General features: G+C 63.4%; 25 protein-coding genes. 1 reads left to right on the top strand and 24 read right to left on the bottom strand.

Going from position 1 to position 24773, the window contains the following annotated elements; translation table 11 throughout:
* Window positions 1-131: 131 nt before the first annotated feature.
* The 10 genes from RA19_RS13010 to RA19_RS12965 all read right to left on the bottom strand — a co-directional run bounded on the left by RA19_RS13010 (window position 132) and on the right by RA19_RS12965 (window position 9415).
* Window positions 132-1379: a M23 family metallopeptidase gene (locus RA19_RS13010; protein ID WP_039163191.1), complete on the bottom strand. Its 1248-nt coding sequence runs from the start codon at window positions 1377-1379 to the stop codon at window positions 132-134.
* Window positions 1380-1639: 260 nt separating this feature from the next.
* Window positions 1640-2287, bottom strand: a complete 648-nt coding sequence (locus tag RA19_RS13005) for a protein-L-isoaspartate(D-aspartate) O-methyltransferase (RefSeq protein WP_039163189.1) — start codon at window positions 2285-2287, stop codon at window positions 1640-1642.
* An 8-nt stretch (window positions 2288-2295) separates the two neighbouring features.
* Window positions 2296-3078: a 5'/3'-nucleotidase SurE gene (gene surE, locus RA19_RS13000; protein WP_039163188.1), complete on the bottom strand. Its 783-nt coding sequence runs from the start codon at window positions 3076-3078 to the stop codon at window positions 2296-2298.
* Window positions 3079-3218: 140 nt separating this feature from the next.
* A complete protein-coding gene (locus RA19_RS12995; RefSeq protein ID WP_052261782.1) occupies window positions 3219-3866 on the bottom strand; it encodes a class I SAM-dependent DNA methyltransferase in 648 nt (215 codons plus the stop codon).
* 158 nt (window positions 3867-4024) lie between these two features.
* A complete protein-coding gene (locus RA19_RS12990) occupies window positions 4025-4672 on the bottom strand; it encodes an SDR family NAD(P)-dependent oxidoreductase (RefSeq protein ID WP_039163187.1) in 648 nt (215 codons plus the stop codon).
* A 151-nt stretch (window positions 4673-4823) separates the two neighbouring features.
* Window positions 4824-5096: a hypothetical protein gene (locus RA19_RS12985; protein ID WP_039163186.1), complete on the bottom strand. Its 273-nt coding sequence runs from the start codon at window positions 5094-5096 to the stop codon at window positions 4824-4826.
* A 132-nt stretch (window positions 5097-5228) separates the two neighbouring features.
* Window positions 5229-5771 (bottom strand): DUF2199 domain-containing protein, encoded by a 543-nt coding sequence (locus tag RA19_RS12980; protein ID WP_039163185.1) that lies wholly within the window; start codon window positions 5769-5771, stop codon window positions 5229-5231.
* Window positions 5772-5930: 159 nt separating this feature from the next.
* Window positions 5931-7451, bottom strand: coding sequence for an amidophosphoribosyltransferase (purF, locus tag RA19_RS12975; protein WP_039163184.1), 1521 nt, complete (start codon window positions 7449-7451; stop codon window positions 5931-5933).
* Between the two features lie 384 nt (window positions 7452-7835).
* Window positions 7836-8285, bottom strand: a complete 450-nt coding sequence (gene rpiB / locus RA19_RS12970) for a ribose 5-phosphate isomerase B (protein WP_039163183.1) — start codon at window positions 8283-8285, stop codon at window positions 7836-7838.
* A 164-nt stretch (window positions 8286-8449) separates the two neighbouring features.
* Window positions 8450-9415, bottom strand: coding sequence for a DMT family transporter (locus RA19_RS12965; protein WP_052261781.1), 966 nt, complete (start codon window positions 9413-9415; stop codon window positions 8450-8452).
* Window positions 9416-9680: 265 nt separating this feature from the next.
* Between RA19_RS12965 and RA19_RS12960 the strand changes: the two genes are divergently transcribed.
* A complete protein-coding gene (locus RA19_RS12960; protein WP_052261780.1) occupies window positions 9681-10130 on the top strand; it encodes a GNAT family N-acetyltransferase in 450 nt (149 codons plus the stop codon).
* A 5-nt stretch (window positions 10131-10135) separates the two neighbouring features.
* On the opposite strand, the gene RA19_RS12955 is transcribed toward RA19_RS12960, so the two are convergent.
* From RA19_RS12955 to RA19_RS27665, 14 genes are all read right to left on the bottom strand, one after another.
* On the bottom strand, window positions 10136-10468 hold the full coding sequence (locus tag RA19_RS12955; RefSeq protein ID WP_039163182.1) for a GYD domain-containing protein: 333 nt from the start codon (window positions 10466-10468) through the stop codon (window positions 10136-10138).
* A 213-nt stretch (window positions 10469-10681) separates the two neighbouring features.
* Window positions 10682-11368 carry a Hint domain-containing protein gene (locus RA19_RS12950; protein WP_039163180.1) on the bottom strand — a complete coding sequence of 229 codons (687 nt, stop codon included), beginning with the start codon at window positions 11366-11368 and terminating at the stop codon, window positions 10682-10684.
* Window positions 11369-11755: 387 nt separating this feature from the next.
* Window positions 11756-12310, bottom strand: coding sequence for a CvpA family protein (locus RA19_RS12945; protein ID WP_039163179.1), 555 nt, complete (start codon window positions 12308-12310; stop codon window positions 11756-11758).
* Window positions 12311-12350: 40 nt separating this feature from the next.
* Entirely contained in the window at window positions 12351-13712 is a 1362-nt protein-coding gene (radA, locus tag RA19_RS12940; protein ID WP_039163176.1) for a DNA repair protein RadA, read from the bottom strand.
* Window positions 13713-13877: 165 nt separating this feature from the next.
* Window positions 13878-14321: a paraquat-inducible protein A gene (locus RA19_RS12935; RefSeq protein ID WP_039163174.1), complete on the bottom strand. Its 444-nt coding sequence runs from the start codon at window positions 14319-14321 to the stop codon at window positions 13878-13880.
* Between the two features lie 158 nt (window positions 14322-14479).
* Window positions 14480-14848: a hypothetical protein gene (locus tag RA19_RS12930; RefSeq protein WP_152615757.1), complete on the bottom strand. Its 369-nt coding sequence runs from the start codon at window positions 14846-14848 to the stop codon at window positions 14480-14482.
* 69 nt (window positions 14849-14917) lie between these two features.
* Window positions 14918-15664 carry an ABC transporter ATP-binding protein gene (locus RA19_RS12925; protein WP_039163170.1) on the bottom strand — a complete coding sequence of 249 codons (747 nt, stop codon included), beginning with the start codon at window positions 15662-15664 and terminating at the stop codon, window positions 14918-14920.
* The gene (locus RA19_RS12920; RefSeq protein ID WP_039163168.1) at window positions 15661-16443 is read right to left on the bottom strand and encodes an MlaE family ABC transporter permease; all 783 of its coding nucleotides are present in this window, start codon (window positions 16441-16443) and stop codon (window positions 15661-15663) included. Before RA19_RS12920 ends, RA19_RS12925 begins: the two co-directional genes overlap by 4 nt.
* A complete protein-coding gene (alr, locus tag RA19_RS12915; protein ID WP_039163166.1) occupies window positions 16440-17477 on the bottom strand; it encodes an alanine racemase in 1038 nt (345 codons plus the stop codon). Before alr ends, RA19_RS12920 begins: the two co-directional genes overlap by 4 nt.
* A 100-nt stretch (window positions 17478-17577) precedes the next feature.
* Window positions 17578-18570: an agmatine deiminase family protein gene (locus tag RA19_RS12910; protein ID WP_241479063.1), complete on the bottom strand. Its 993-nt coding sequence runs from the start codon at window positions 18568-18570 to the stop codon at window positions 17578-17580.
* A 76-nt stretch (window positions 18571-18646) separates the two neighbouring features.
* The gene (locus tag RA19_RS12905) at window positions 18647-20179 is read right to left on the bottom strand and encodes a replicative DNA helicase (RefSeq protein WP_039163163.1); all 1533 of its coding nucleotides are present in this window, start codon (window positions 20177-20179) and stop codon (window positions 18647-18649) included.
* Window positions 20180-20525: 346 nt separating this feature from the next.
* A complete protein-coding gene (locus tag RA19_RS12900; RefSeq protein ID WP_039163414.1) occupies window positions 20526-21203 on the bottom strand; it encodes an orotate phosphoribosyltransferase in 678 nt (225 codons plus the stop codon).
* Window positions 21204-21310: 107 nt separating this feature from the next.
* Window positions 21311-23074 carry a calcium-binding protein gene (locus RA19_RS27670; RefSeq protein WP_052261779.1) on the bottom strand — a complete coding sequence of 588 codons (1764 nt, stop codon included), beginning with the start codon at window positions 23072-23074 and terminating at the stop codon, window positions 21311-21313.
* Window positions 23075-23285: 211 nt separating this feature from the next.
* Window positions 23286-24668 (bottom strand): calcium-binding protein, encoded by a 1383-nt coding sequence (locus RA19_RS27665; protein WP_052261778.1) that lies wholly within the window; start codon window positions 24666-24668, stop codon window positions 23286-23288.
* Between the last annotated feature and the right edge of the window lie 105 nt (window positions 24669-24773).

The raw sequence follows: 24773 nt of genomic DNA, 5'->3' as shown, positions 1-24773 counted from the left end.
CCGCCGGATCGGCCGGACGGCAGAGACGCCGGGGCGCCTGCCTGGCTGGCTTAGGCCGCAGTGGGGCAAATGAGAAAAGAAGCCCGGCCAAGCAGCCGGGCTTTATATGTGCCGGGAGAAGGGGAGCGCCGTCAGTTCAGGTAGCTCAGCGGGTCGATGCTTTCGAACCCGTCGCGCACTTCGAAATGCACATAGGCGTCGTCGCCGCTGCGCAGCGAAGCGATGCGCTGGCCGCGGACCACGCTTTCGCCTTTCTTCACCGTGATGTTGTCCACGTTCTGATAGACCGTCAGCAGCTTCTGGCTGTGACGGATCACGACGATTGGCACGTTGTTGGAATCCTTGGTGATTGCAGCAATGGTGCCGGCCTCGGCCGCGTTGACCGGGCTGCCGGCTGCAGCGGCGATGTCGATACCGTCATTGCGGCCTTTGGAGTAGGTCTTGATGATTTTGCCCTGCACCGGATAGGCCATAGCGGCATCGCTCTGGCGGCTGGGTTCCGGCAGCGCCGGCTTGGGCAGGGTCTCGGCTGCCGGCTTGACCGCGGCAGGCTCCACCTGCTCATCCGGAAGCGGCTGGCTGGCGCTGGGCGGCACCGGCGTGGCGCTGCCTTCGCCCGGTTCGGTCACCACCGCAGGGGCGGCGGGGGCCAGTTCGGGCGCGGGCTCTTCTTTCAGCGGGATCAGCAGATACTGGCCTTCGCGCACAGCAAAGTCGCTGCCCAGGCCGTTCCATTCCGCCAGCGACTTCACCGGAACCTGATAGAGCCGCGAGATCGTATAGGCGGTCTCTCCCCGTTTCACCTTGTGGCGTACCGGCTCAGGGCCGTCCTGTACCACAGGCGGCTTCGGTTTCGGCGTTGGCTGGATCGTGGTTGTGGTCACCGAGCCCGGGTTCGGCGAGGTAAGCGGTGCGGTCTCAATCGCCTCTCCGGCCAGGCTGGCAATGTCGACGGACCCCGGGGCTGCGCTGCCATCGAGGGGCAGGCTGTCAGGGGCGCGGCGCGGCAGTGCCAGCACTTCCCCCTGGCGCATGGCATCGCCAGGCTGCATGCCGTTGAAGCCGGCCACTTCTTCAGGCGGCAGGCCGATGCGGGCAGCCACATCCGACACCGTATCGCCGCGCCGTGCCACGGCCACCTGGTAAGACGGGTAGGTGATCAGCCCGCGGCTGTCAGGGGAAGGGCGGTTCGAGGTGGCGGATTGCGCTGCGCTGGCGGTGTTAAAAGCGCCCAATTGGCCGCGCAGGTCATAGTCCAGCGGGCTTTGGCAGGCGGCCAGCATCCCGGCCAGCGGCAGTGCAGCCAGCAGCTTTACCCCGCTTGCCATTGTACGGGACCGCCCGCGGGAAGCGGGCCGGGTGGGAATGGTCCGGGTCATTTTGCTCTCCTCAAAACACGCTTCCCCTTTTTCGCGGGGATTCTCTGGCGTCAATCACTATAGCCCAAGGAATTGGCCGGGCGGCTGAAATCCGCCGCCAATGTAGGGCCGCAGCCAGCGAAATTCAATTCACAGCCAGTGAACGGGCTGCACCTTGCATCCAGGGCAGGCGGCAGAGGCCTCAGGACAGTGCAAATTTCGTTGACGCAACTTGCCAAGGATTCTTGAAATTCCTAGTGCGGGCAGGCTTGCGCCGCCCGCTAGCTGTCCTTGCCCAGGCCCTCCAGCAGCGGCACAAAGCGTACCGGCCGCAGCTCGTCATAGTCCAGGCCGTCTTCGGACTTCCGGACCCGGATCAGGGTCTGCACATGGTCCGACTGCCCCACTGGCAGCACCATGATGCCGCCGGGTTTCAATTGCGCCAGCAGGGGCCCGGGCGGGTCTTCGGCGGCGGCGGTTACGATGATACGGTCAAAGGGGGCCTGCTCGGTCAGCCCGTGGCTGCCATCGCCCACCAGCGAGGTCACATTGGCCAGCCGCAGCTGATCGAACACCGCCCGCGCCTCGCGCACCAGCCGGGCGTGGCGGTCGATTGTATAGACCCTGCGCGCCAGTTTCGACAGGATTGCCGCCTGGTAGCCGGAGCCGGTGCCGACTTCCAGAACCGTGTCGCGCGGCGAGACCTGAAGCGCCTGGGTCATCATCCCCACGACCGAGGGCTGCGAGATGGTCTGGCCGCAAGAAATCGGCAGCGGCACGTCCTCGTAGGCGCGCTGGGCAAAGATGCCGCGCACGAACAACCCGCGGTCGATCTCTTCGATCGCCTCCAGCACCTTTTGGTCCGTCACCCCGCGCGAGCGCACGGAGTAGACAAACTGCATCTTGGTTTCCGGATCGGGGCCGCTCATGCCTGTGCTCACTCGATTGCCTTGAGTGCGTCCATTGCATCGCGCGCCGTGAGGTCTGCACGCATCGGGGTGACCGAGATATAGCCGTCCATGTTGAGCGCCGCGTCGGAGCCGGGGAGCGTCTGGACCTGCTGGTCGCCGCCGCGGATCCACAGGTAGCGCCGCCCGGTGGGCGACAGCTTCGGCTCGGCTGCGAAATGGCTACCGCGGCGGAAACCCTGGGTGGCCACCCGGGTGCCTTTGACACCAGCGGCAGGAACCGGCGGGAAGTTGATGTTGTAAAACAGCCGGTAGTCCTGCTGGTCCGGCGGCATGGTGGCCAGGATCTTCTTGACCAGCGCGGCACCATGGACGGCCGCGGCCTCAAACGGGTTCTCCGTATCGCGGTTGGCGGGGCCGTAGTACTGCGACAAGGCCATGGCCGGGACGCCCTGTAGCGCAGCTTCCATTGCGGCCCCCAGAGTGCCGGAATAAAGCGCGTTTTCAGCTGAGTTGTTGCCGCGGTTCACACCCGACAGCACCAGGTCCGGCTTGGCGCCCTGCATCACCACATGCAGTCCCGCTAGCACGCAGTCGGCGGGCGAGCCTTCGGCTGCAAAGCGGCGCTCGCCGAGCTGGCTGAGCATGGTGGGGCGGGTATAGCTGATGCAATGGCCGACGCCGGATTGCTCAAAGGCGGGCGCCACGGTCCAGACCTCCCCATCGGGGCCTGCAACCTCATGTGCGATGGCCTCAAGGACCTTGAGCCCGTCGGCGCTGATGCCGTCGTCATTGGTGATCAGAATGCGCATGGGTGGTGCTGCCTGCCAGTTTCAACCGCGTTTGGGATTGAATAGGACCTGCCTGTGCAGGGGGCAAGCCTTTCGCGGTTTGCTGCGGTATCCGTCCCGAAGCCGGGCAGAGAAGCAACAGGGGGCGGGCAGCAGCCCGGTCAGGCCCGCCGTGCCAGGTAGCCGCAGGAGGTGCGCGACGGCGGGCCTTTGCGGTTGGGGCGGATTTCAACATTGATGAAGCCGCTTTGCTGCAGCAGGCCCAGTACCTGTTCAGGGTGGTAAGCGGCATTGCCCCAGCGCCAGCGCAGCAGCGCGGTGCACCAATGCGGCTTGGAGACCACGAGGATCAGCTGGCCGCAAGGGGCCAGATGTTCATGCAGCCATTGCAGCGGCGGCAGGGGATCGGGGCAATGCTCGATCACATGGGCGCAAAGAATGCGGGAGAACGGCGGGCAAGGCAGAGGGCCGCCGCCAAGCATGCCCTGGTGCCGGATGGTTTCCAGCGGCAGCCGGGCTGCAGCTTCCGCCAGCATCTGCGGGGACAGATCCAGCAGATGCAGCTCAGGTGGGGCCGGCAGGTCTTGCAAGAGTGCGGCGGACATCGCCCCGCTGCCGCAGCCTGCATCCAGCACCCGCTCGGGTTCGGTCACGGGGAGGCTGGCAAGTGCCGCATGGCACAGCTGCCGGTAGGCTTCGGGATAACCAAGCGTGGCGATGCCTGCCTCCCAGCCGGCAGCGGCGCGGTTGTAGATCCGCTGCAGGCGGCTCTGCCCGGTGATCCGGCGGTAAAAGGCAAAATCGCGCATCAGCCAGTCTCCTGTCCGCCGGCAGGCTAGGCGCAGCAGCAGCCGGGCGTCAAGCAGGGAGAGGGCGGGCTCCCGCCCCTTGGAACTGGATCAAAGATGCCGTCTCAAGCGTTGGGCCGGGCGCCGCGCTGGCGCGCGGCGCGGGCAGGCTGCGGGTGTCAGTCTGCCAGGATCTGCGGCAGCAGGCGTGCGGCCTCGTCCTGGATCGGGGTGAGGGCATTGCGGTCCTCGCCCGGATGGAAGCGGGCGCGCAGGGCGGTGGCCATTGGCTGCGGCTCCAGGATCCGGACCTGCGGGCCAGTCCGCTCGGATTCGGCCTGCCAGCTGCGGGCCAGTGCCATTTGCGCGGCTTTGGTGGCGCCATAGGTTCCGTAGAATTTCTCTCCGGCCCGGACGTCGTCGAAGAACACCGCACGGCCCCGCTGGCCCAGCAGCGGCGCGATATACGGGATCAGCACTGACGTGGCAGTGGCGTTGACGGCCACGGCCTTGGCCCAGTCTTTGGGAGCCACTGACGGCGCCGGGCAAAGAGCAGTGGCATGGATCGCGGTGTGCAGCCACAGATCCAGCTTACCCCAGCGGTCATGGATGCCGCGGCAGAGGGTTGCCATGGCTTCGGGCACGGTAATGTCCATCGGCGCCAAAGTGGCGCTGCCGCCAGCGGCCTTGATCCGGTCGTCGAGTTCCTCGAGAGCGCCGGCAGTGCGGGCCACTGCCACGATGTGATGGGTGGGCGCAAGCGCTTCGGCCAGGGCACTGCCAAGGCCGCGTGATGCGCCGGTGATAAGAGCAAGCTTTTCTGTCATGGCTGTCTTCATGCGGCGGGACCCCGGGCAGGTCAAGAGGCAGCGGAGCGGTTTGGCCGGCAAACCGCAGGGGCGGTGCCGCCGGCCAGGAATTTTCGAAAACTCTCGGCAAATTCCTTTCAGGAAATTTATGCCGGAAAAGGGGGACGGGTCAGCTGCCGGGGATCGCCAGGCGTCTGGTTTCGCCGTTTGAGTTCAACACCAGCCCCTGTGCGTCGATCGCTACCACCCGGCCGGATGACAGGCGGCTGCCGCGGGTCACCTTGCGGGTGCGGCCGGACGGCAGGCGGACCAGGGCCGTCAGGCTGTCCTCCGGGCCGAACAGCCCGAGAAGGCTCAGGTTGCTGCGGTTCACCGCGTTGTCCTGGGTTGCGAGACCGGCCACCTTGGCAGAGGTGCCGTCTGCTGCTTTTGCGTTTGCCATACCGTCCATCCCCAAATGGTCCGGGCGTATCTGGGGAAGGGGGCGTGCGGGTGCAAGGCCGTGCCTCTTGCATCGGCGGGAAACTGCGGGCGGCTGGCCCGGGCTGAGTGGAAAAGCGCCGGTTGGCACCAATCAGGCGTCAAACACCAGCGAGGGCAGGTCGTGGCCATAGGCATAGAGCAGCTCCAGGAGCTCCTCCAGCGAGGCGCCGTCCTTTTGCAGCGGATACAAAGGGTGGTTCTGCTCACTCACCTTCAGCTCCGGGTACTGGCCGCCGGGGCGCATCTCCAGCATGCAGCCCGCGGGCATCGGCATGTCCGGCGGGATCGCATTGGCGAGCCAGGCCGGGCGGTCGCCGAGCTTTTCGGTCTCACGCATCTCGAACAGGTCGAGATAGGCGTCGAAATCATCGCGGCTGAGGCTGGCCCAAGTGCCGAGGATAAACTCCTCGCCGCGGCTGTTCGCCAAAGGCACTGCCAGCACGGCGCGGATAAAGCGCAGATCGCCAAGGCGGCAGAAATCATCGGTCAGGATATCGCCGCGGGTGGCCAGCACCGCGGAGTTGTCCTCGACCTCCATATCTTCGGGACAGATGTCGGGCCGGTCGCAGGACAGGCTGAGCAGCTGCGCAAAGGTTGCGCCGCAGCAGCGGCACTGGCGCGGGGAAGTCAGCATGCGGGCGAGATGCGGGTCCAAGGGGCGGCCTTTCGTCGAAAAGCATAGGAAAAGGCGCGGGCCGTCACGGCCAGCGCCTCCCCGATGCACAGTTGGCGGCCCTCATACGCGGAAGCCGCCGGAAGTTCAAACCCCTCCCTGCCCGGGAGGAGAGCAGTGTCAGCCTGCGGCCAGTTTGGAGGCGTTCCAGGAGGCGCCCGGCGCCGGCATGTCCTTGATCTTCGCACTCACCCGGCTGCTGTTTTCCAGCGCGTCCAGATACTCTTCGGTGACGCCGGTGATGTAGTTGCCGTCAAAGCAGGAGCAGTCAAAGCCCTGGATGTCCGGGTTGCCTTCCTGCGCCGCCCAGATCAGGTCCTCGAGCTTCTGGTAGAACAGCGCGTCCGCTCCCAGCTCTTCGCGGATTTCCTCGATGCTGAGGCCGTTTGCGATCAGCTCATGCTTGGTGGGCATGTCGATGCCATAGACGTTCGGATAGACGACCGGCGGCGAGGCGGAGGCGATATAAACCTTCTTGGCACCGGCTTCGCGGCACATCTGCACGATCTTCTTGATGGTGTTGCCGCGCACGATCGAGTCGTCGATCAGCAGCACATTGCGGTCCTTGAACTCCAGCGGAATGGCGTTGAGCTTGCGGCGCACCGATTTCTGCCGCTCGGCCTGGCCGGGCATGATGAAGGTGCGGCCGACGTAGCGGTTCTTCACCAGGCCTTCGCGGTAGCGGATGCCGGTGGCATTGGCGACTTCCAGCGCCACCGGGCGGGCCGAATCAGGCACCGGGATGATGCTGTCGATCTCCAGGCCCGCCTCCTGGATCTGCTTGGCCAGCGCCTGGCCCATGCGCAGCTGGGTCTTGTAGACCGAAACACCGTCCATCATGGAATCGGGGCGCGCCAGATAGACGTATTCGAAGATGCAGGGCGTCAGCTTGCCCTCGACCGCCTGGAATTCATGCATGTTGCCGTCGAGATCCACCAGGATCGCTTCGCCCGGCTTTACATCGCGGATCTTCTCAAAGCCGTTGATGCCAAAGGCCACGTCTTCCGAGGCAAAGCAGAAATCCTCGCCGCCGCTTTGCGCCGGGCGCTTGCCGACGGACAGCGGCCGGATGCCATGCGGGTCGCGGAAGGCCAGCAGGCCGACACCGGCGATCATGCAGATCACCGAATAGGCGCCCTGGATCCGTTCCATGGTCATCTTCACACCGGCAAAGATGTTGCGGATCGGCTCGGCGTTGCCGTTCACTTTGATCGCATCGGCCACCTTGTCAGCCAGCACGTTCAGCAGGATTTCCGAGTCCGACGTGGTGCGCAGGTGGCGGCTGTATTTGCCGGTCACCTTCTCGCGCTGTTCGGCGGTGTTGGTGATGTTGCCGTTGTGGACCAGGTAGATGCCGTAAGGCGCGTTCACGAAGAACGGCTGCGCCTCGGACGCGCTCAGCGAGCCCGCAGTGGGGTAGCGGACATGGCCCATGCCGGTGCGGCCGGTGAGAGTCTCGGCATCTGAAGGCCCGAACACGTCCTTGACCAGCCCGTTGGCCTTGCGCTCGCGGAAAAACTCGCCGGTGTAGGTGACAATCCCCGAGGCGTCCTGGCCGCGGTGCTGCAGCATCAGTAGGCCGTCATATATCTCCGCAAAGACATCCGTGTCCCGGCTTGCGATCCCCAAAATCCCGCACATTGGCTGGCTCCAATCCCACTTAGGCTTTGCTGTTCGGTTGCTGCTGGAAGCGGCTCGGCTGGCAGTCTAGCGCATTTCCCAATGCGCGTGCCAACCGGGAGGCCCTGGGTCCGCCAAGGCCGCAGAGCTGGGAACGGGCCGGGGCCATAGTGCCATTCGGGTGCACGGCAGCACGCGCGAGGCGCGCGGGGGCGTGTTCACGATGGCAGGCGGGCAGCGTCTGCAGCAGCGGCAAGGCGGTGAGGCTCCGAATCCGTTTCCTGTTCCGGCCCCCACATAGAGGCTTTCTTGCGATCTGTCATCAAAGGATCACAAATCCTTGCTGCAGCGCGGCGGCTGCAAATGCGCAGGCAGCCTCAGACAGCCGCCTGCGGGTTTTGGGCGTCAGCCCTCCAGCGCCTCGATCATCTCGACGCGGGTGGCGTGGCGGCCGCCTTCGAAGTTTGCGTTCAGGAAGGCGTCAACGATCTCCAGCGCCAGGCCTTCACCCACCACACGGGCGCCGATCGACAGCATGTTGGCGTTGTTGTGCTGGCGGATCATCGCAGCCGAGAACGTGTCCGAACACACGCCGCAGCGGATGCCCTTCACCTTGTTGGCGGCCATCATGATGCCCTGGCCGGTGCCGCAGAGCACAATGCCCAGCCCGCAGTCGCCCGAGGCCACCAGCCGTGCCGCTGCCTCGCCGTGCTTGGGATAATGGGTGCTTTCAGGGCTGGTCGGGCCGATGTCTTCCACCTCCCAGCCGTTGGCGGCGATATGCTTGGCAACGGCCTGGCGCAGCTCGATGGCGGCGTGGTCGCTGGAGAGGGCAATGCGTTTGCTGGCAGTCATGGCGAAAGTGTCCTGTTCATAGGGTTCCAGGTTCGTAGGAGGCCGGGGCGCGGCGGCCCGGGAGCAATCCGTTCCGGGCTCTCATAGTCCAGCTTGTGCAAAGATAACATAGGCCGCTCGGGATTTCGCAGCCGTACAATCCGGCGGGAGGCCCCGGCGCGTCCCTAGCTTACGGCGGCCGGCCGGCGGGACCGGCGCCGCTTCACAACTTCGCGGTGCAGGATGAACAGCCCGCCGCCAACGATCAGGGTGCTGCCGATCAGCGTCTGGCTGCCTGGAATGTCTCCCCAGAACAGCCAGCCCCACAGCACCGCAACCGGCAGCGAGCTGTACTCGAACGGGGCAACGGCGCTGGCCTCGCCCAGCCGGTAAGCTTGGCTGATGCAGTAGAACCCGGCGGCGGCAATCAGACCCACCGCCACGATCAGGCCGGTCTGGGCGAGGTCCGGCCAGCTCCAGGCGCGGAACATATACTGGGCGCTGGGGTGATCGAACCGGTCCGTCCAGCCGCTGCCAAAGACCAGCCCCAAGGCGCCGCTGAGAGCCACAAAAGTCAGCATCGAATAGAAGGTCATGCGCAACGCGCTCTCGGTCGGTGCCAGGATCCGCGCCAGCAGGCTTTGGGCGCTGTAGGCGCAGGCCGAGATCACCGCCAGGATCATCGCGGGCTCGATGCCGTCTGCGCTGGGCTGCGCCACAAACACCACCCCGATGAAGCCGGTGCAGATCGCCAGCCAGCTGCGCCAGCCAACAGTCTCCCCCAAGAGCGGGATCGAGAACATCACCACAAACAGCGGGGCGGTGTAGTAAAGCGGCATCGCATCCGCCAGCGGCAGCACCGCCAGCGCCATGGAAAACGTTGAAAAGCAGATGAACCCGGCCAGCCCCCGCAGGCAGGAAAGCCCCAGCCGCCGTGTCGCAAAGGCCCGCCGCCCGCCCGTCAGATAGAGACCAAGGCCGACCGGCAGCAATGTCACCAGCCCGCGCAGGAAAATCACTTCCTGCACCGCCATCTGGCTGCTGAACACCTTCATGATGACATCCTGCAGTGAAAACACCGCAAGGCCCAGAACCAGCAGGGTGATCCCTTTCAGGGTGGTGTCTTCGGTGGCGACGCTGTGATTGCTCAACGTGATTGCTCTCCGGATTGGCCCGGCAGCGACCGGTACCATGACGCCGCCCAAGCAGGGCGCCTTGCGATGACGCTAGGTCTCCGGGATCTCTATGGCTGAGATGGAAGCGACAGGCCGGATCTTGAAACCGGCGGCAGCGGAACAGATCGCAGAGCGCTGCCGCAAGCAGCGTTGCTGCGTTTCGAAGGCATTTGCTGAAAGGTTTACGGCCCTTGGAAATCACGGTGCTGACTGCGGCACGCATTGGTGGTAGCCAGCGGACATGCTGCCCAACTCCGCTATCCGCCGCCTTGACCCTAATTCCCGCCTGCTCCGCCATCTGGCGGCGGAAGCGCGTCTGGAGGGTTTCCGGTTCGTGGACAGGATGATCGCCGAAGCAGACGCAGGCAGCGTCTGCTTTCAGAAGGCGGGGGAGCGCTTCTGCGGCGTTTTTCAGGACACTTCACTGGTTGCCTGCGGCGGCATCAGCCGGGATCCTTACACGGCAGAGCAAATGGGCCGTGTCCGGCATGTCTATGTTCTAAAGGCCGCGAGACGCCGTGGCGTCGCGACCCTGCTTGTCAATGAGCTGCTGAAACAGAGCGCAAAGGATTTTCAAACGATCCGCCTGCGGACCTCCACTGCAGAAGCTGCCCGGTTCTATGAAACGCTTGGCTTTCGCAGAACCGGAGCAAGGGACGCCACACATATCTATGCGGCGGGCGCAGCCTAAGAGGCTTAGCCACCGGGCGCCTTGTAAGCGTTGGCGATCTGACCGGCCTTCTGCTGCATCGCGGTAAACTCAGCCGCAGTAAAGGCGCGCTGGGTTTTCAGATTGCTGACCGCGCCGCTGGCGCCGGTGACCAATAGGCCCGCCAAAAGGGCGGTTGCGTCATCAATGGTCACCATGATTGCAAAATCGCTGTCGCCGGTGGTCAAATGAAAGCTTTCCAGCGTGCCGCCAGCTGCCTCGATCAGTGCCCGCGCCGCTGCCTCGCGGTCGCTGGGGCTCTCGATCATCGCCTTCATGGCAGACCCTGTGTAACTTCCAGTCACAATAAATCTTGGCATGGATACTCTCCCTGGGGTGGAGAAACGCACCGCCCATGGGCAGGATGCCGCACCGTCCGGCCCGCTCACGCCCCGCCTGGCATCGTATCACATTTTCGTCAGCTTGGCATTCGCAACCGGGTCCGGCAGCCGCTGGCCTGGGTACACCGCAAAGGAAAGGCCCGCACAGTGGCGGGCCCGAGGGGGGAGGGAAGTCTTGGGATCAGATGGCGGTCAGGCCGCCAGAATGCGGTCCAGCAGGTTGTCCAGGGCGCTGGGCAGGCGGGCGTCTTCCTCGCCCATGCCGGTCTCGGCCAGGGCACGGCCTTCGTCGCTTGCCAGCACCTGGCGGGTCTCGGACAGGGACAGCTGGTGAAAGGCAGAGTCCTCTGCCGCATCACCTGCGGGCAGCAGCATTCCGCTTTCGGCCCAGACCAGCTCTTCTTCTTCAAATTCGAAATGGATGCGGCCGAGGCGCTCCGGAGCGGCAGGGGTGATGCCCTTGTAGCCGGACAGCGCGATCAGCTTGGTAACGACAACCGGCAGGCCGAACAGGCGCTCGGCGGTTTCCATTTCCAGCACCACTTTCTGGTCGGACGGCAGCATCAGGTCGGTGTCGTTGCCCAGGGCGCCGGCGGGAACATGCATGCAGGTGGTCAGGCGCGGCACCGCGTGTTTCACCGATTTCACTTCCTGGGCGCCGCCATCGAAAGTGAACACCATGTCGCCGGGCTTCACGTCGCGGGCTTGCTTAAAGCCCTCTTCGGTCTCGACGAGGGTAGAAGGCAGGAAGCCGCCGCTGCGCAGACGCTCGCGTTTCGGCGCCGGGGCCGGCTTCAGGCTTTGCGGCAGCGGATTGGTCAGCAGCAGCACATCAACCGGCTGGTAGTCAGCGAAATGTGTGAAGTGATCCAGCTGCATCGTTTCGTCCCTTCTGAGCTTTTCTAGCCCGGCGTTTTGCCGTTGAAGCCATCAAGCCGCTGAATTGGGACCAAATTGGGGCAGGCTTGCGTCCCATTTCGGGATGGGGCGGTTTTTTGGGGACAAAACCCGGTTTTTCCGGGGGATTGTTAACCATTTAGAGGGGCCAGATGAGGATTTGTTAATATCTTCCCCGGTTTTGACGCTTGCCTCACGGTCTGCACGAATCGCGATTCTCGTTGGTTAACAAAGGGTTAACGCTGGAGATCGTGATTAATCTTTGCCCTCCGGATCCTGTGGATAACTGTGTGAACTCTTTGAATTCAAAGCAAAACGGGCGCCAATGAGGCGCCCGTGTGTTCAGCTGAAGGTGGTAAAACCTAGGAATTACTGGCCGCAGGTGCCGATCAGCGCCTCATATTGCGCGGTGACCCAGCCCAGAGCCTCTTCTGGGTTGCGCTTTTCGATCTTGCCGATCAAGCGCTCAAAGACCTCCGCCGAGCGGCTCTCGTCAACAATGGTAAAGCTCTGCCCGGTCATCACCACATTATAAAGGAAGAAGGCAATCGCCACCAAAAGGATGCCGCGCAGAACCCCGAAGAAGAACCCGGCGCCCTGATCCAGCCCGCCAAGCGCAGAGCGCTGCACCAGGGTGGAAAACAGCGGCGTGAAGAAAGAGACCACAATCAGCGCCAGCGCAAACACCGCGGCAAAGGCGGCGATGATCGCCAGTTCGCAGCTGTCGGCAATGAACTCGCCGATCACCGGAATCTCCGCCATCAGCGGCTCCACCTGGGGGGCAAAGATAAAGGCGAGGACACCGGCGGCGATCCAGCCTGCAATCGCCATGGCTTCGCGCACGAAACCGCGCGAATAGGCCAGCAGCGCCGATACGACCAGAACCAGGGCCACGACCCCGTCGATGATTGTGAAACCTTCCATGTCCCTCGCCCGTTGCCTGCGATTTCAAATTTTGGCGACTTTAGCCGGCCCCGAAGAATTCGCCAACAAAACCTGCCAAATCGCTGGCTTTACGTAACTTCAAGCCAGTCACAGAGATCGGTTTGCTGCCGCCGGGGGCTATTGCCGCCGTGAAACCAAGTTTTTGCGCCTCTTTCAACCGGTTTTCGGTCTGCGGTGCCGGGCGCAATGCCCCGGATAGCGAAATTTCTCCGAAAATCACGGTGTCGGCGGGCAATGCCACGTCTTCCCGCGCGCTCAGCAGCGCTGCGGCCACCGCCAGGTCGGCGGCCGGTTCCGAGATTTTCATGCCGCCGGCCACGTTCAAATAGACATCGAGTCCGGCAAATGGGATGCCGCAGCGCGCCTCGAGCACCGCCAGGATCATGGCAAGCCGCGAGCTGTCCCAGCCCACCACCGCCCGGCGCGGCTGGGAATGCGGCGAGGGCGCAATCAGCGCCTGCATCTCGACCAGCACCGGGCGGGTGCCTTCGATGCCTGCAAACACGACCGAGCCAGGCGAAGGTTCGCCGCGTTCCGACAGGAACAGCGCGGAAGGGTTGATCACCTCGCTCAAGCCGCCGCCGGTCATCTCGAAGACGCCGATTTCATCCGCGGGGCCAAAGCGGTTCTTGACCGCGCGCAGGATACGGAACTGATGGCCGCGTTCGCCCTCGAAATACAAAACGGTGTCGACCATATGTTCGACCACCCGGGGGCCTGCGATCTGTCCCTCCTTGGTGACATGGCCGACCATGATCACCGAAATCCCGTGCCGCTTGGCAAAGGTGGTCAGCTCATGCGCCGCCGCGCGCACCTGGCTGACGGATCCCGGCGCGCTGTCCACATGATCGGCCCACATGGTCTGGATCGAGTCGATAATGGCCAGCTGCGGCTTTTCCGCTTCCAGCGTCGTCAGGATATCGCGCAGGTTGGTCTCCGCCGCCAGCTGCACCGGCGCATCCGCCAGCCCCAGGCGCTGCGCCCGCATCCGCACCTGGGCGCTGGCTTCTTCGCCGCTCACATAAACGGTTTTGACGCCTGCCTGCGCAAACCGCGCCGCCGCCTGCAACAGCAGGGTGGATTTGCCGATCCCCGGATCGCCGCCCACCAGAATGGCCGAAGCCTGCACCAGCCCGCCGCCCAGCACCCGGTCCAGTTCGCCAACACCGCAGCAGGTCCGCGGCGGCGGCGTTTCCCGTGCCGACAGATCGGTCAGCGGGATTGTGCGGCCGCGCTTGACGCCCAGCGACTTCTTGGCGGGGCCGGAGGACAGCCCCTGATCCTCACTGATGGTGTTCCACTCGCCGCAGCCCTCGCAGCGGCCCGACCATTTCGAAAAGCTGGCTCCGCAGGCGGAGCAGGAGAATGATGTTTTAGCCATGCCGGATCACTGGCAGATGTTTCCCTTTTGTTCAAGTGTCTGCGTTTGTTGCCCCGGCGGATGCGAGGCTCTGCCTCGCGCTCCGGGGTATTTGTGACCAAAAAGAAGCAGCTTCTTTCTGGTCTTAAGTACCCCGGGGGAGGCCGCAGGCCGGGGGCAGAGCCCCTAATTTTGGAGGCGCATTGCGCGCTCGGTCAGCATGCCGAGTACAAGAGACACCACGATGCAGACGGTGAACATGTAGAGCCCCCAGGCAGTTTCTATGGTCGCAAGGCCAATGCCCTTGGCCAGTGTGATGTAAAGCGCAATAAGGAACACATCCGCCATTGCCAGCTTTCCCAGCACATGCAGCACCGGCTGCACCTTGGCATCCAAGAGATCCCACTGCACCAGCGCCAGCCCGATGGTTTTCAGGTAGGGGGCAAAGATCGCAAAGAAGGTGACAATCAGCGCCAGCGCCGCGTCGCTGCCCCAAAGGCTTTGCAGCCCGGTGATCACCGAAATTTCGCTGAGCCCGAAGATCGGCAGCAGCCCCGCCCGCATTAAGGGGGCAAACCAGGCGACAGGGTAGAGGATCAGCAGCGACAGGGTGAGGAGGCGGAGGATCATGGCGGCTCGTATATTTGGTCCGCCAAGACTTGGGCCTTCTGCACCGGATTGGAAAGGGGGAAAACACCGGAAACCTTTCCTGCTGAGGCTTCTGCGGCCCTGTGAAGGACGCCTCCGGCGGGAGTATTTGGAGAAGGTGAAAAGGGGGGCAAGGCTTCTTACTGGAAGCTGTCTTCGCATACCGGTCTTGCAGAGTTGGACGCGGCGTAGCCCATTGCGGGCAGGGCGGCAATGAGGAGGAGGACAAATGCATCGTTCAGGCGCGGGCGCAGCTTGCTGCGAAACGCCTGGACGGTCCAGTCAAGCATGGTGCTGGCGAACAACAGCACAAAAACCAATGTGTTCAGGCCTTGCGGCAGGAGTCGGCTGCTGAACCCGGGCGATACCCAATTTGCCGCCAGCAGGACGGACCAGAGAAGTGCAGAGGCGATCCCGATTGCGATGCGGGACGAGGCTTGCCCGTTCAGCCGCTTTGCAGTCAGGGAAAGGCCTGCGGCAACAGGCAGGGCCAGGATGATATAGGACATCGCAACCGCATAAGGGCTCGGGGCGGAGCCAAGAAGGTTATGAAGCGGAAGGCAATCCTCAGCCATGCCTTACCGCACCGCCTCAATCGGCCCCTCCGCGCGGCCGTGGATGAATTGCTCCATGTAAGGATCGCCTGATTGATCCATCTCGGCCACCGGGCCGGTCCACTGGATCACCCCGCCATGCAGCATCGCCACATTGTCGGCGATGGCACGGACCGAGGTCATGTCGTGGGTGATGGTCATCGCAGTGGCGCCCATCTCCACCACGATCTCGCGAATGAGGTCGTTGATCACGCCGGACATGATCGGGTCGAGGCCGGTGGTTGGCTCGTCGAAAAAGATGATCTCAGGCTCGGCGGCAATGGCGCGGGCCAGGCCGACGCGTTTCTGCATGCCGCCCGACAGCTCTGCCGGGTAGCGGTCGGCGACATTGGCTTTCAGGCCGACGCGGCGCAGTTTCTCGATGGCGATCTCGCGCGCCTCTTCTGCCGGGCGCTTCAGGTGGCCGCGCAGCAGGCGGAAGGCGACGTTCTGCCAGACCGGCAAGCTGTCAAACAGGGCCGCGCCCTGGAACAGCATGCCGAAGCGGGCCAGGAACTTGTCGCGGTCGCCGGAACCGGAGGGGCGGCCGTCGACGTAGATTTCGCCGCTGTCGGGATGGATCAGCCCCAGGATGCTTTTCAGTGCCACCGACTTGCCGGTGCCGGAGCCTCCGATGATCACCATCGAGGTGCCTTTGGGGATTTCCAGGCTCATGCCATTCAGCACAGCATTGTCGCCAAAGGCTTTGCGGACGTTTTCCATGCGGATCATAGCGAGAAAAACACCCCTGTCAGAATGAAGTTGGCGGCCAGGATCAGCACGGCTGCGGATTCGACCGAGCCCTTGGTGGCGCGGCCCACGCCCTGGGCGCCGCGGCCCGACTGCATGCCGTAGTAACAGCCCATAAGTGCTGCGATGGTGCCGAAGGCAGCGCCCTTGGTCAGCGACGAGATGATGTCGAGCGCTTCCAGGAAGTCGACCGTGTTCTTCAGATAGGCGGCAGCGTTGAAGCCGAGGTTCTGCACTGCGACAGTATAGCCGCCCATGATGCCGATAATATCGCCAACGCCTACCAGCACTGGAACGGTAATCAGCGCGGCCAGCACCCGCGGCGCCACCAGGTATTTCATCGGATCCGTGGAGAGCGTCACAAGCGCGTCGATCTGCTCGGTCACCTTCATGGTGGCGATCTCGGCCGCGATGGAAGAGGTGACGCGAGCGGCGATCATCAGGCCCACCAGAACCGGGCCAAGTTCCCGCACCATGCCGATGGCGACAATCTGCGGCACCACGGCTTCAGCGTTGAAACGGGCGCCGCCGGCGTAGATCTGCAGCGCCAGCGCGCCGCCGGTGAAGATCGCAGTGAGGCCCACGACGGGCAGCGACAGCCAGCCGATGTTCAGCAGCGCTTGAAAGAACTCGCGCGGGTAATAGGGCGGGCGCAGCATGTGGCTGAAGGCGCCAAGCGCAAACAGCGCCGCGCGCCCGACCGCCGCCATCCCGGCCAAGGCGGTGCGGCCCAGCCGGGCCAGGAGGGCAATTGGGTTCATCCCTGATAGGTCCGTGCGTAGCGGTGGCCGGTGGAGGTCAGGATTTCATAGCCGATGGTGCCGGCCGCATCGGCCAGCATGTCGACGGTCTGCTGCTCGTTGAGGATCGCCAGCGCTTCCGGCACCTCGGCGAGATCCGTCACGTCAACGGTGATCAGATCCATCGAGACGCGGCCGACGACGGGGCAGGGCGTCTGGCCGGCAAAAACCTTGATGCCGCCGTTGCCCATTGCCCGGTGCAAGCCATCGGCATAGCCCGCGGCAACAGTGGCGATGCGGCTGGGGCGCTTGGCCACCCAGGCATTGCCGTAGCCGGCGCTTTCGCCCGGTTCCAGATCGCGGACCTGAATGACCGGCAGATCAAGATGCACCACCGGCACCGCGTCCTTGAACGGCAGCCCGCCGTACAGGCCAACACCGGGGCGGCACAGGTCAAAGTGATAGTCCTTGCCCAGCAGAATGCCGCCGGTGGCAGCTAGCGAACGGGGCACGTCCAATCCATCCGTCATCTCACGGAAGCTGGCCAGCTGCCGCGCGTTCATTGCGTGGTCAGGCTCGTCAGCACAGGCCAGATGCGACATCAGCAGAACCGGGTTCTGGCCCAGGGCAATCTCGGCCACTGCGGCCCATTCACCAGGCTCCATGCCCAGCCGGTTCATGCCGCTGTCCAGCTGCACGCCGAAGGGGTGTCCCGGCAGGGCCTCGAAATGGCGCAGCATCTGATCCAGCGAGTTCAGCATCGGCGTCAGCTGGAAGTCTTTCAGCAGCTTGGTGTCGCCGTCCATATGGCCGGAAAACACCGAAATGCCGGGGCCGGGCCCCAATGCGCGGCGCAGCGCGCCGCCTTCCTCGGCCGCGGCCACAAAGAAATTGCGGGCGCCCGCCTTGGCCAATGCGGTTCCCACCCGGCCTGCATCCAGGCCATACCCGTTCGCTTTGACGACAGCGGCGGTCTCGCAGCCGGTCAGCGCATCCAGATTGCGCCAGTTGGTCACCAGCGCATCCAGGTTGATTGTCAGTTTTGCCGTGCTCATGCGGTGTTCATGACATGGAAAGGCCGCAGGTCAAGTGGGAAAACCCGCCGCACCGGCCAATAGTTGCCTGCGCTCAAGGTTGTGCCGGGCTGGCAGCGCCTCAGGCCGGCATCTGCTGCGTGGCGCAATGGATGCCGCCGCCCAGCTCTGACAGCAGGTCAGTATTCAGCATCACCAGCTCGCGGTCCGGGTAGTGGCGGCGCAGCGCCTGTGCTGCCTGCGCATCAGTATGCTTGTCACCGCTTTCCGAAGCGATGACGCCGCCGTTGCAGACGTAGTAGTTCACATAGCTGCCCTGGCTTTCCGGGTCCTCGATGCGGCCGTATTCAGGCCAGGGCAAGGTGTCTACCTGCAGGCCCTGATCCAGCAGCTTGCGATGCAGCTTGCGGGCCGAAGCATCATAGGGATCCCCCGGCAGCGGTTCTGCGTCCAGCATCATCAGCACCCGGCCTTCGCCGGTAAAGCGCGCCAGCCCGTCGATATGGTCGTCGGTCACATCCTGGCCCTTGACGCCCTTGCCCCAGATCATTCGCTCGGCGCCGTAGGCGGCCAGCAGCGCCTGCTCCACCTCTTTGCGCGACAGGCCGGGATTGCGGTTGGCGTTCACCCAGCTGCTTTCATTGGCCATCAAAAGCCCATGCCCGTCGGCCTCCGCCCCGCCGGCCTCGCCCACGATGCCGCTGTCATAGAGCGGCAGTCCCAGGCGCTCAGCCACGCGGGCGGCGATCTTCTCGTCATCGGGAAGCCAGTAGCGGCCCCAGCCGTTGAAGTTCAGCTGCCGCACCGACAGGTTGCCGCTGCCGTCGCGCGCAAACAAAGGCCCGGAGTCGCGGCACCACAGATCATCCGCCGGAATGTCCCACAGCTCGATCTTGCCGGACAGCATGCGGCGGGCGCGTCCATGCGCCCCGGCCGCGGCCAGCATCACCACGGGTTCGAATTCCGCGACCGTATTGGCAATCCTGGCAATCACGGTCTGCACCTGTCTGCGGTAATGCCCGGTGCCGTAGACCTCTGGCGTCACCGGCCATTGCATAAACGTGAGCTGATGCGGCGCTTCCTCAGGCGGCACCCGGAATTCTTCGCCAGCCATTGCAAGCCCTCCGGCGGATGGCAAAAGACCGGCGCTTGCGGCACCGGCCATAAATTTGCGGCGGGTCCAGAAGCGTTTAATAGCCCTCTGGCTCCTGCTGCCAGGATTTGGCGAGGTTGCCGAAGCGGGTGAACTGTGCCTCAAACGACAGCTCGACCGTGCCGATGGGGCCGTGACGCTGCTTGCCGACGATGACCTCGGCCTTGGCGTGCAGGCGCTCCATCGCCTCTTTCCACTCTTCCATCTTCTCCAGCTCGTGATCGCCGGGTTTTTCCCGTTCCTTGTAGTATTCCTCGCGGAACACGAACATCACCACGTCGGCGTCCTGTTCGATCGAGCCCGATTCCCTGAGGTCCGACAGCTGCGGCCGTTTATCGTCGCGGCTTTCCACCTGGCGCGACAGCTGCGACAGCGCGATCACCGGGATGTTCAACTCCTTCGCAACCGCCTTCATCCCCATCGAGATCTCTGCGATCTCGTTCACCCGGTTGTCCGACATGCCGCGGCAAAGCTGCAGATAGTCGACCACCAGAAGATCCAGCCCGTGGGTCCGCTTCAGGCGCCGCGCCCGCGCCGCCAGCTGCGAGATCGGGATCGCAGGCGTGTCGTCAATGAACAGCGGGCAGCTTTCCAGATCCTTGGCCGCCTGCACAAAGCGGCGGAACTCGCCTTCGGTCATGTCGCCCTGACGGATCTTATGCGAGGAAATCTCAGAAGCTTCGGCCAGAATACGCCCTGCCAGCTGCTCGGCGCTCATCTCGAGCGAGAAGAAACCCACCACGCCGCCGTCCACGGCGCCTTCAGAACCATCGGGTTTCACCCCGCGCTTGTAAGCCTTGGCGACGTTAAAGGCGATGTTGGTCGCCAGCGAGGTTTTCCCCATAGAGGGGCGGCCCGCGAGGATTAGGAGGTCCGAGGGATGCAGGCCGCCGAGTTGCTTGTCGAGGTCCATCAGGCCCGTCGAGATGCCGGCCATGCCGCCGCCCCGCTGATAGGCCTCGTTAGTCACATTGACCGCTTCTGTGACGGCCTTGAGGAAGGATTTGAACCCGCTTTCCGTCTGGCCCTGCTCGGCCAGCTGGTAAAGCGACTGCTCCGCCTCAACGATCTGCTCTTTTGGTTCCGACGCCACGTCAACGCGGCGCGCCTTGTCTGCAATGCTCTGGCCCAGGGCAATCAGCTCGCGCCGGATCGCCAGGTCATAGATCATCTGTGCGTAGTCCCGCACAGCAAAGGCCGAAATGGATGCGCCTGCCAGCTTGGCCAGATAGGCCGGCCCGCCCAGTTCCTTCAGCCCTTCGTGGTCTTCCAGAAACGCTTTCAGCGTCACCGGCGAGGCCAGCGCGTTCTTGGAAATGCGCGCTGCGGCCACCTCATAGATCCGGGCATGCACCGGATCGTAGAAATGCGACGAGTCGATGATCAGCGCGATCTTGTCGTAGACCTCGTTGTTGGTCAGGATCGCGCCCAAGAGCTGCTGCTCCGCTTCAACCGAATGCGGCAGCTCATTGTCCGGCATTGCCTGTTCTGCCTGAGCGGGCCCGGGCATCTGGTCTGGCATCGGGGCCGGCGGAGGCATGTCGCCGTCGAAAGGGGTAATCTCGTTCATCACTGCTCTCGTCGTTAGGCCAGCCTTATACGGCGCAGACGGGGTTTCTCCTATCTGGGAATCTCTGTGGATTCCCTGTGGATATCCGCGCAGGGGCTGTGGGCTGTTTACCGCAATGGGCCAGCAAACCTGTCCTATGCAGGCTATATGATGCGGCGTGTTCTGGGAAGACCCCTAGATCTGCACGCCCCGCCTCAAGGGAAACGATTCGGAGCAGGCTTTTCCACAGCCCGCCCTGTAACGCTTGACCTTGCGTTAGGCGGAATTGCGCGCATGCCGCTGGCAGCGGCAGAAGGGCAGGCAGGTTGCCCGCCCTGCGGGGTGGGCGTTTCCACCCGTCATCCGGTCAGGCCTTATGCGCTTCCTGCCAGGCGCGCGGATCCTTCAGGAATTTTTCCACCTCGGCCAGGGTCTCGTCGCTGAAGCTTTTCTGCGCCTTGGCTTCGGCCAGAACATCCCACCAGGTGCACAGGTAATGCAGCTCAACCCCGTGGTCGCCCAGGCGTTTGGTGGTTTCCGGAAAGATGTCGTAGTAGAAGATCACCGCGGTATGGCCGCAAGCAGCGCCGGTCTCGCGGATCGCATCGACAAAGGACAGTTTCGAGCCGCCGTCGGTGGTCATGTCTTCCACCAGCAGCACGCGCTGATCCTCGGTCATCACCCCTTCGATCCGGGCATTGCGGCCATAGCCCTTGGGTTTCTTGCGCACATAGGTCATCGGCAGCGCCATGCGCTCGGCCACCAGCGCGCCAAAGGGGATGCCGGCAGTTTCGCCGCCCGCAATATTGTCAAACGCCTCGAAACCGGCGTTGCGCATCACGGTCACCGTCAGGAAATCCATCAGCGTGGTGCGGATGCGCGGAAAGGAGATCAGCTTGCGGCAGTCGATGTACGAGGGAGAAGGCAGGCCGGAGGCCAGCGTGTAGGGCTCATCCGTGTTGAAGTTCACCGCGCCGATTTCCAGCAGCATCCGGGCAGACAGGCGGGCGATTTCTTCTTTGGAGGGATAGGACGAGGGGATCATGCGGGCATCCTTTGCGGCAGCGGTTTTGCTGTCCATAAACCGGAACGCGGCAGGTTTGAACCCCCGGTGAAAGGCAGCGCAACCGCGCTGCCCTCCTGTTGGTCTGATCAGGCCAGTTCCCAGCTGATGCCTGGGTCTTCCGGGTAGACGCAGACCAGGATGGGTCCGGTAACCGGGGCGGGGCAATCAAGGCAGCCCGCCGGGGTATCGGGGTGCGGGGCAAGGCTGGCCGGAGTGGAAAAAATGAAGTGATCCGCTTCAAGGTCCGCAAGCGCCGTGTCTGTCAGCGTAATCGTATTTCCCTCGCCATCGCTGATCACAACATCGCTGCCGGTCTGCTGAATGTGGTTGGCGAAAAGATCCTCCAGACTGGTGATCTCCGAAACATGCTGCAGATCAATCCTGTTGCCGTCCTCGGCCGCGTCAAAGGCACCAATAGTGTCATTGCCGAACCTGCCAGAAAACAGAAAGGTGTTTTGCTGATAGTTGCCGACCAGGAAATCATTGCCTTGGCCGCCGTCCAGCGTGTCCTCGCCGCGCCCACCGAACAATGTATCGTCTCCGGACCCGCCGGAAAGCCAGTCGTTGCCCTGCCTGCCGCTCAAATTGTCGTTTCCATCGCCGCCGTACAGAAAATCGTCGCCCCGGCCCGAATACAGGTTATCGTCGCCGAATCCGCCGTGCAGCGTGTCATCGCCCTTGCCGCCAATCAGAGTGTCATTTAATCCGGCGCCCTCAGGCACCAGCGGCGGCAGAGTGGCAACGGTGAGCGCAGCTTCATCACCCCCGGCTTCCTGGCTCAGGCCGGATTGGGAAGCCAGCGAGGGCGGCAAGATAAGGACATCTACCCAGTCGCCGATCAGCAGATCGTTGCCGTTTTGACCCCACAGCGTGTCTTCCCCCCAGCCGCCTCTCAGCGTGTCGCTGCTGCTGCCGCCGGACAGGACATCTTCTCCATCCGCGCCAAACAGATTATCTTTCCCGCGCCGTCCCGAAATCCTGTCATCGCCGGCGCCGCCATCCAGCCAGTCATCGCCGTCCCATCCATAAAGGAGGTCGTTGCCGTTGCCGCCGTACAGGCTGTCTGCCCCCTCATGACCATACAGGAAATCGTCGCCATCGCCGCCAAGCAGGGTGTCGTCGCCAAAGCCACCCAACAATGTGTCGGCCCCTTTGCCGCCGTCCAGCAGGTCGTCTCCGAAGTTGCCAACCAGCCTGTCCTTGCCGCCGCCGCCTTTCAGGTGGTCGCTGCCAGTGCCGCCAAAAAGCCTGTCACTGCCGTGTTGGCCCTGCAGGAGGTCATCGCCGCCGCGGCCGAAAATTGTATCATGCCCTGCGCCGCCGCTGATGGTGTCGCTGCTTCCGGTGCCCGTGAAATAGTCGTCTTCGGTCACGCTGACGGTTTCCAGGTCCCACTCCAGCGTCTGGTCCGGCTCCAGGCTGGTGGTCACTGGGCGCTTTTCGGTGATCGAGTCCAGGAAATCCTGGTATTCGCTGTAGCTGTCGATCTCCGGCAGCGGGTCGCCGGACAGGGCGTAATAGCTTGTGGTGCCGTGGCTGATGCCGGGAGTGCTGATCTTCAAGACCGTTGTCGTGCCGCCCGCCCAGGTGATTTCCGACAGTGTATGCTGGTAGAGAGAAACTGCATCGTCCGGCAGTAAATGCGGCGCTGCTGGCATGCCGAACATGCGCGGGTCCGGCACAAACCTGAGTTCCTGGTTGCCGAGCACTTCCAGCGGAGTGAATACAAAGAGCGTGCCGTCCGGCACCGCCAGGTCTGCTGAGGTGCTGCCCACGGTGTAAAAACTGTTCGGAAAGACAGTTGGCCCGTTATCGCGCACAAAGAAGCCGGTGATCTTATAAGTGGTCATGAAATTCTGCCTCGAAAAATTTAATCAACTTACGGATTAATGCGACGGGTTTTGGTCGCGCGCAAGGCTGAATTTCCGGGCAAGGCAGCGGCTGAAAAAAGTGAAGAGACGAGGCCGGCCGCATGCGGTGCTGTAGCTGTTGCGCTGTACCCGCAGGGCCCCGGGAAAAGGAGCGGAGCCGCGGTCTGGCGCGGCTCCGCAGAGTTCGGGATCAGAAGATAAAGTCAGCGCGGCCAAGATCGGCCAGCAGGACATCTTCCAAGGTGATCGTATTGCCATGGAGGTCGTCGATCACCACATCATCGCCATCCTGCGAAATGTGGTTGTTGCGCAGGTCGCGCATGCTCTTGATCCAGCGCACGCCGCTCAGGTCGATCTTCTCGTTGTTGTTGTCGGCTTCGAAATCGCGGATCACGTCGTCGCCGAACCGGCCAGCAAAGACAAAGGTGTCATCGCCGCTGCGGCCCAGCAGGCGGTCGTTGCCGCCGCCGCCGATCAGGGTGTCGTCGCCGCCGCCGCCGTTCAGAAGGTCACGGCCGCTGCCGCCATCCAGGGTGTCATTGCCGCCCAGGCCGAACAGCCGGTCGTTCTTGCCCATGCCTTCCAGCTCGTTGGCAACCCGGCTGCCGGTGATCTTGTCGCGGCTGTCAGAGCCGCGCACATCCTCGATCCGGCTCAGCGTGTCGCGGTCGCCGAAACCGTCGATGGCAAACCCCTTCGCCAGGTTCACTTCAACACCGTCGGTGCCGCCATAGCGCTCATCGCGGTCATAGCGTACTTCGTCGCGGCCGCGCAGTCCGTCGATGGTGTCATCGCCCGCAAGGCCGCGGAAGGTGTTGCGGCCGCCGTTGCCGGAAAAATCGTCCGCAAAGGCGGAGCCGCGGATCGCTTCGATGCTGCGCAGCGTGTCGGTGTCGCCCCAGCCGTCGGTTGCGGTGCCTGCTCTCAGATCAACGGTCACACCGTTCGGATCATTGTTAAAGGTGACCTGGTCGAAGGTGCTGCCTTTGCCGTCGTACAGGTCGTCGCCTTCAGAGCTGATGAAATAGTCATAGGCATCGGTGCCAATCAGCTCGTCATCGCCCGAGGTGCCAAGATAGGTGTCATCCTCGGTTTCGACGCTCGCCTCCTCAAATGCGGACCAGGGGATGTCCTCGCCGGGGGCAAAGCTGCCGGTCGGGTCCGTCAGAGAAGTGATCGAATCGTTGATCTCTTCCCATTCTGCCAAGTTGCTGACGGCAGGGAATTCGGGGCCATCCAGCAGGAAGATGTAATCTCTATCGGTATCTCCGCCGGTGAATTCGTTCACAACCAGAACAACGCTCGTGCCGCCGGACCAAGTCACCTGGGTGATCAGGGTTTCGTAATTGGTGGCGCTTGATGTGTGGTCAAAGATTTCCCAGTTGATCCGGAGCTGGCGGATGCCGCCTTCCAGATCAATAATTGCAACGCCGTCATCCTGACGGCCAACTATCTCATAGTTGAATGTTGTCGATGCGGAATCCACAACAACTTGTGCTTCGGCAGTGCCGGCGGAGACAGGATCGCCATCCACATAGTTAACCTGAATTCCCGGAATCGTAAAAGTTGCCATGCGTAGCCTCTTTAGTCAGATAGTCAAAAATACGGGCGGCAGCAGCTTCCGCCCGGAGGAAATGATTGGGCAGTCAGACCTAAATGCCCCATTGTGGCAAGCGCG

The organism is Leisingera sp. ANG-M1 (assembly GCF_000813745.1).
Lineage (GTDB): Bacteria > Pseudomonadota > Alphaproteobacteria > Rhodobacterales > Rhodobacteraceae > Leisingera.
This window is presented reverse-complemented; position numbering and strand designations above follow the sequence as displayed.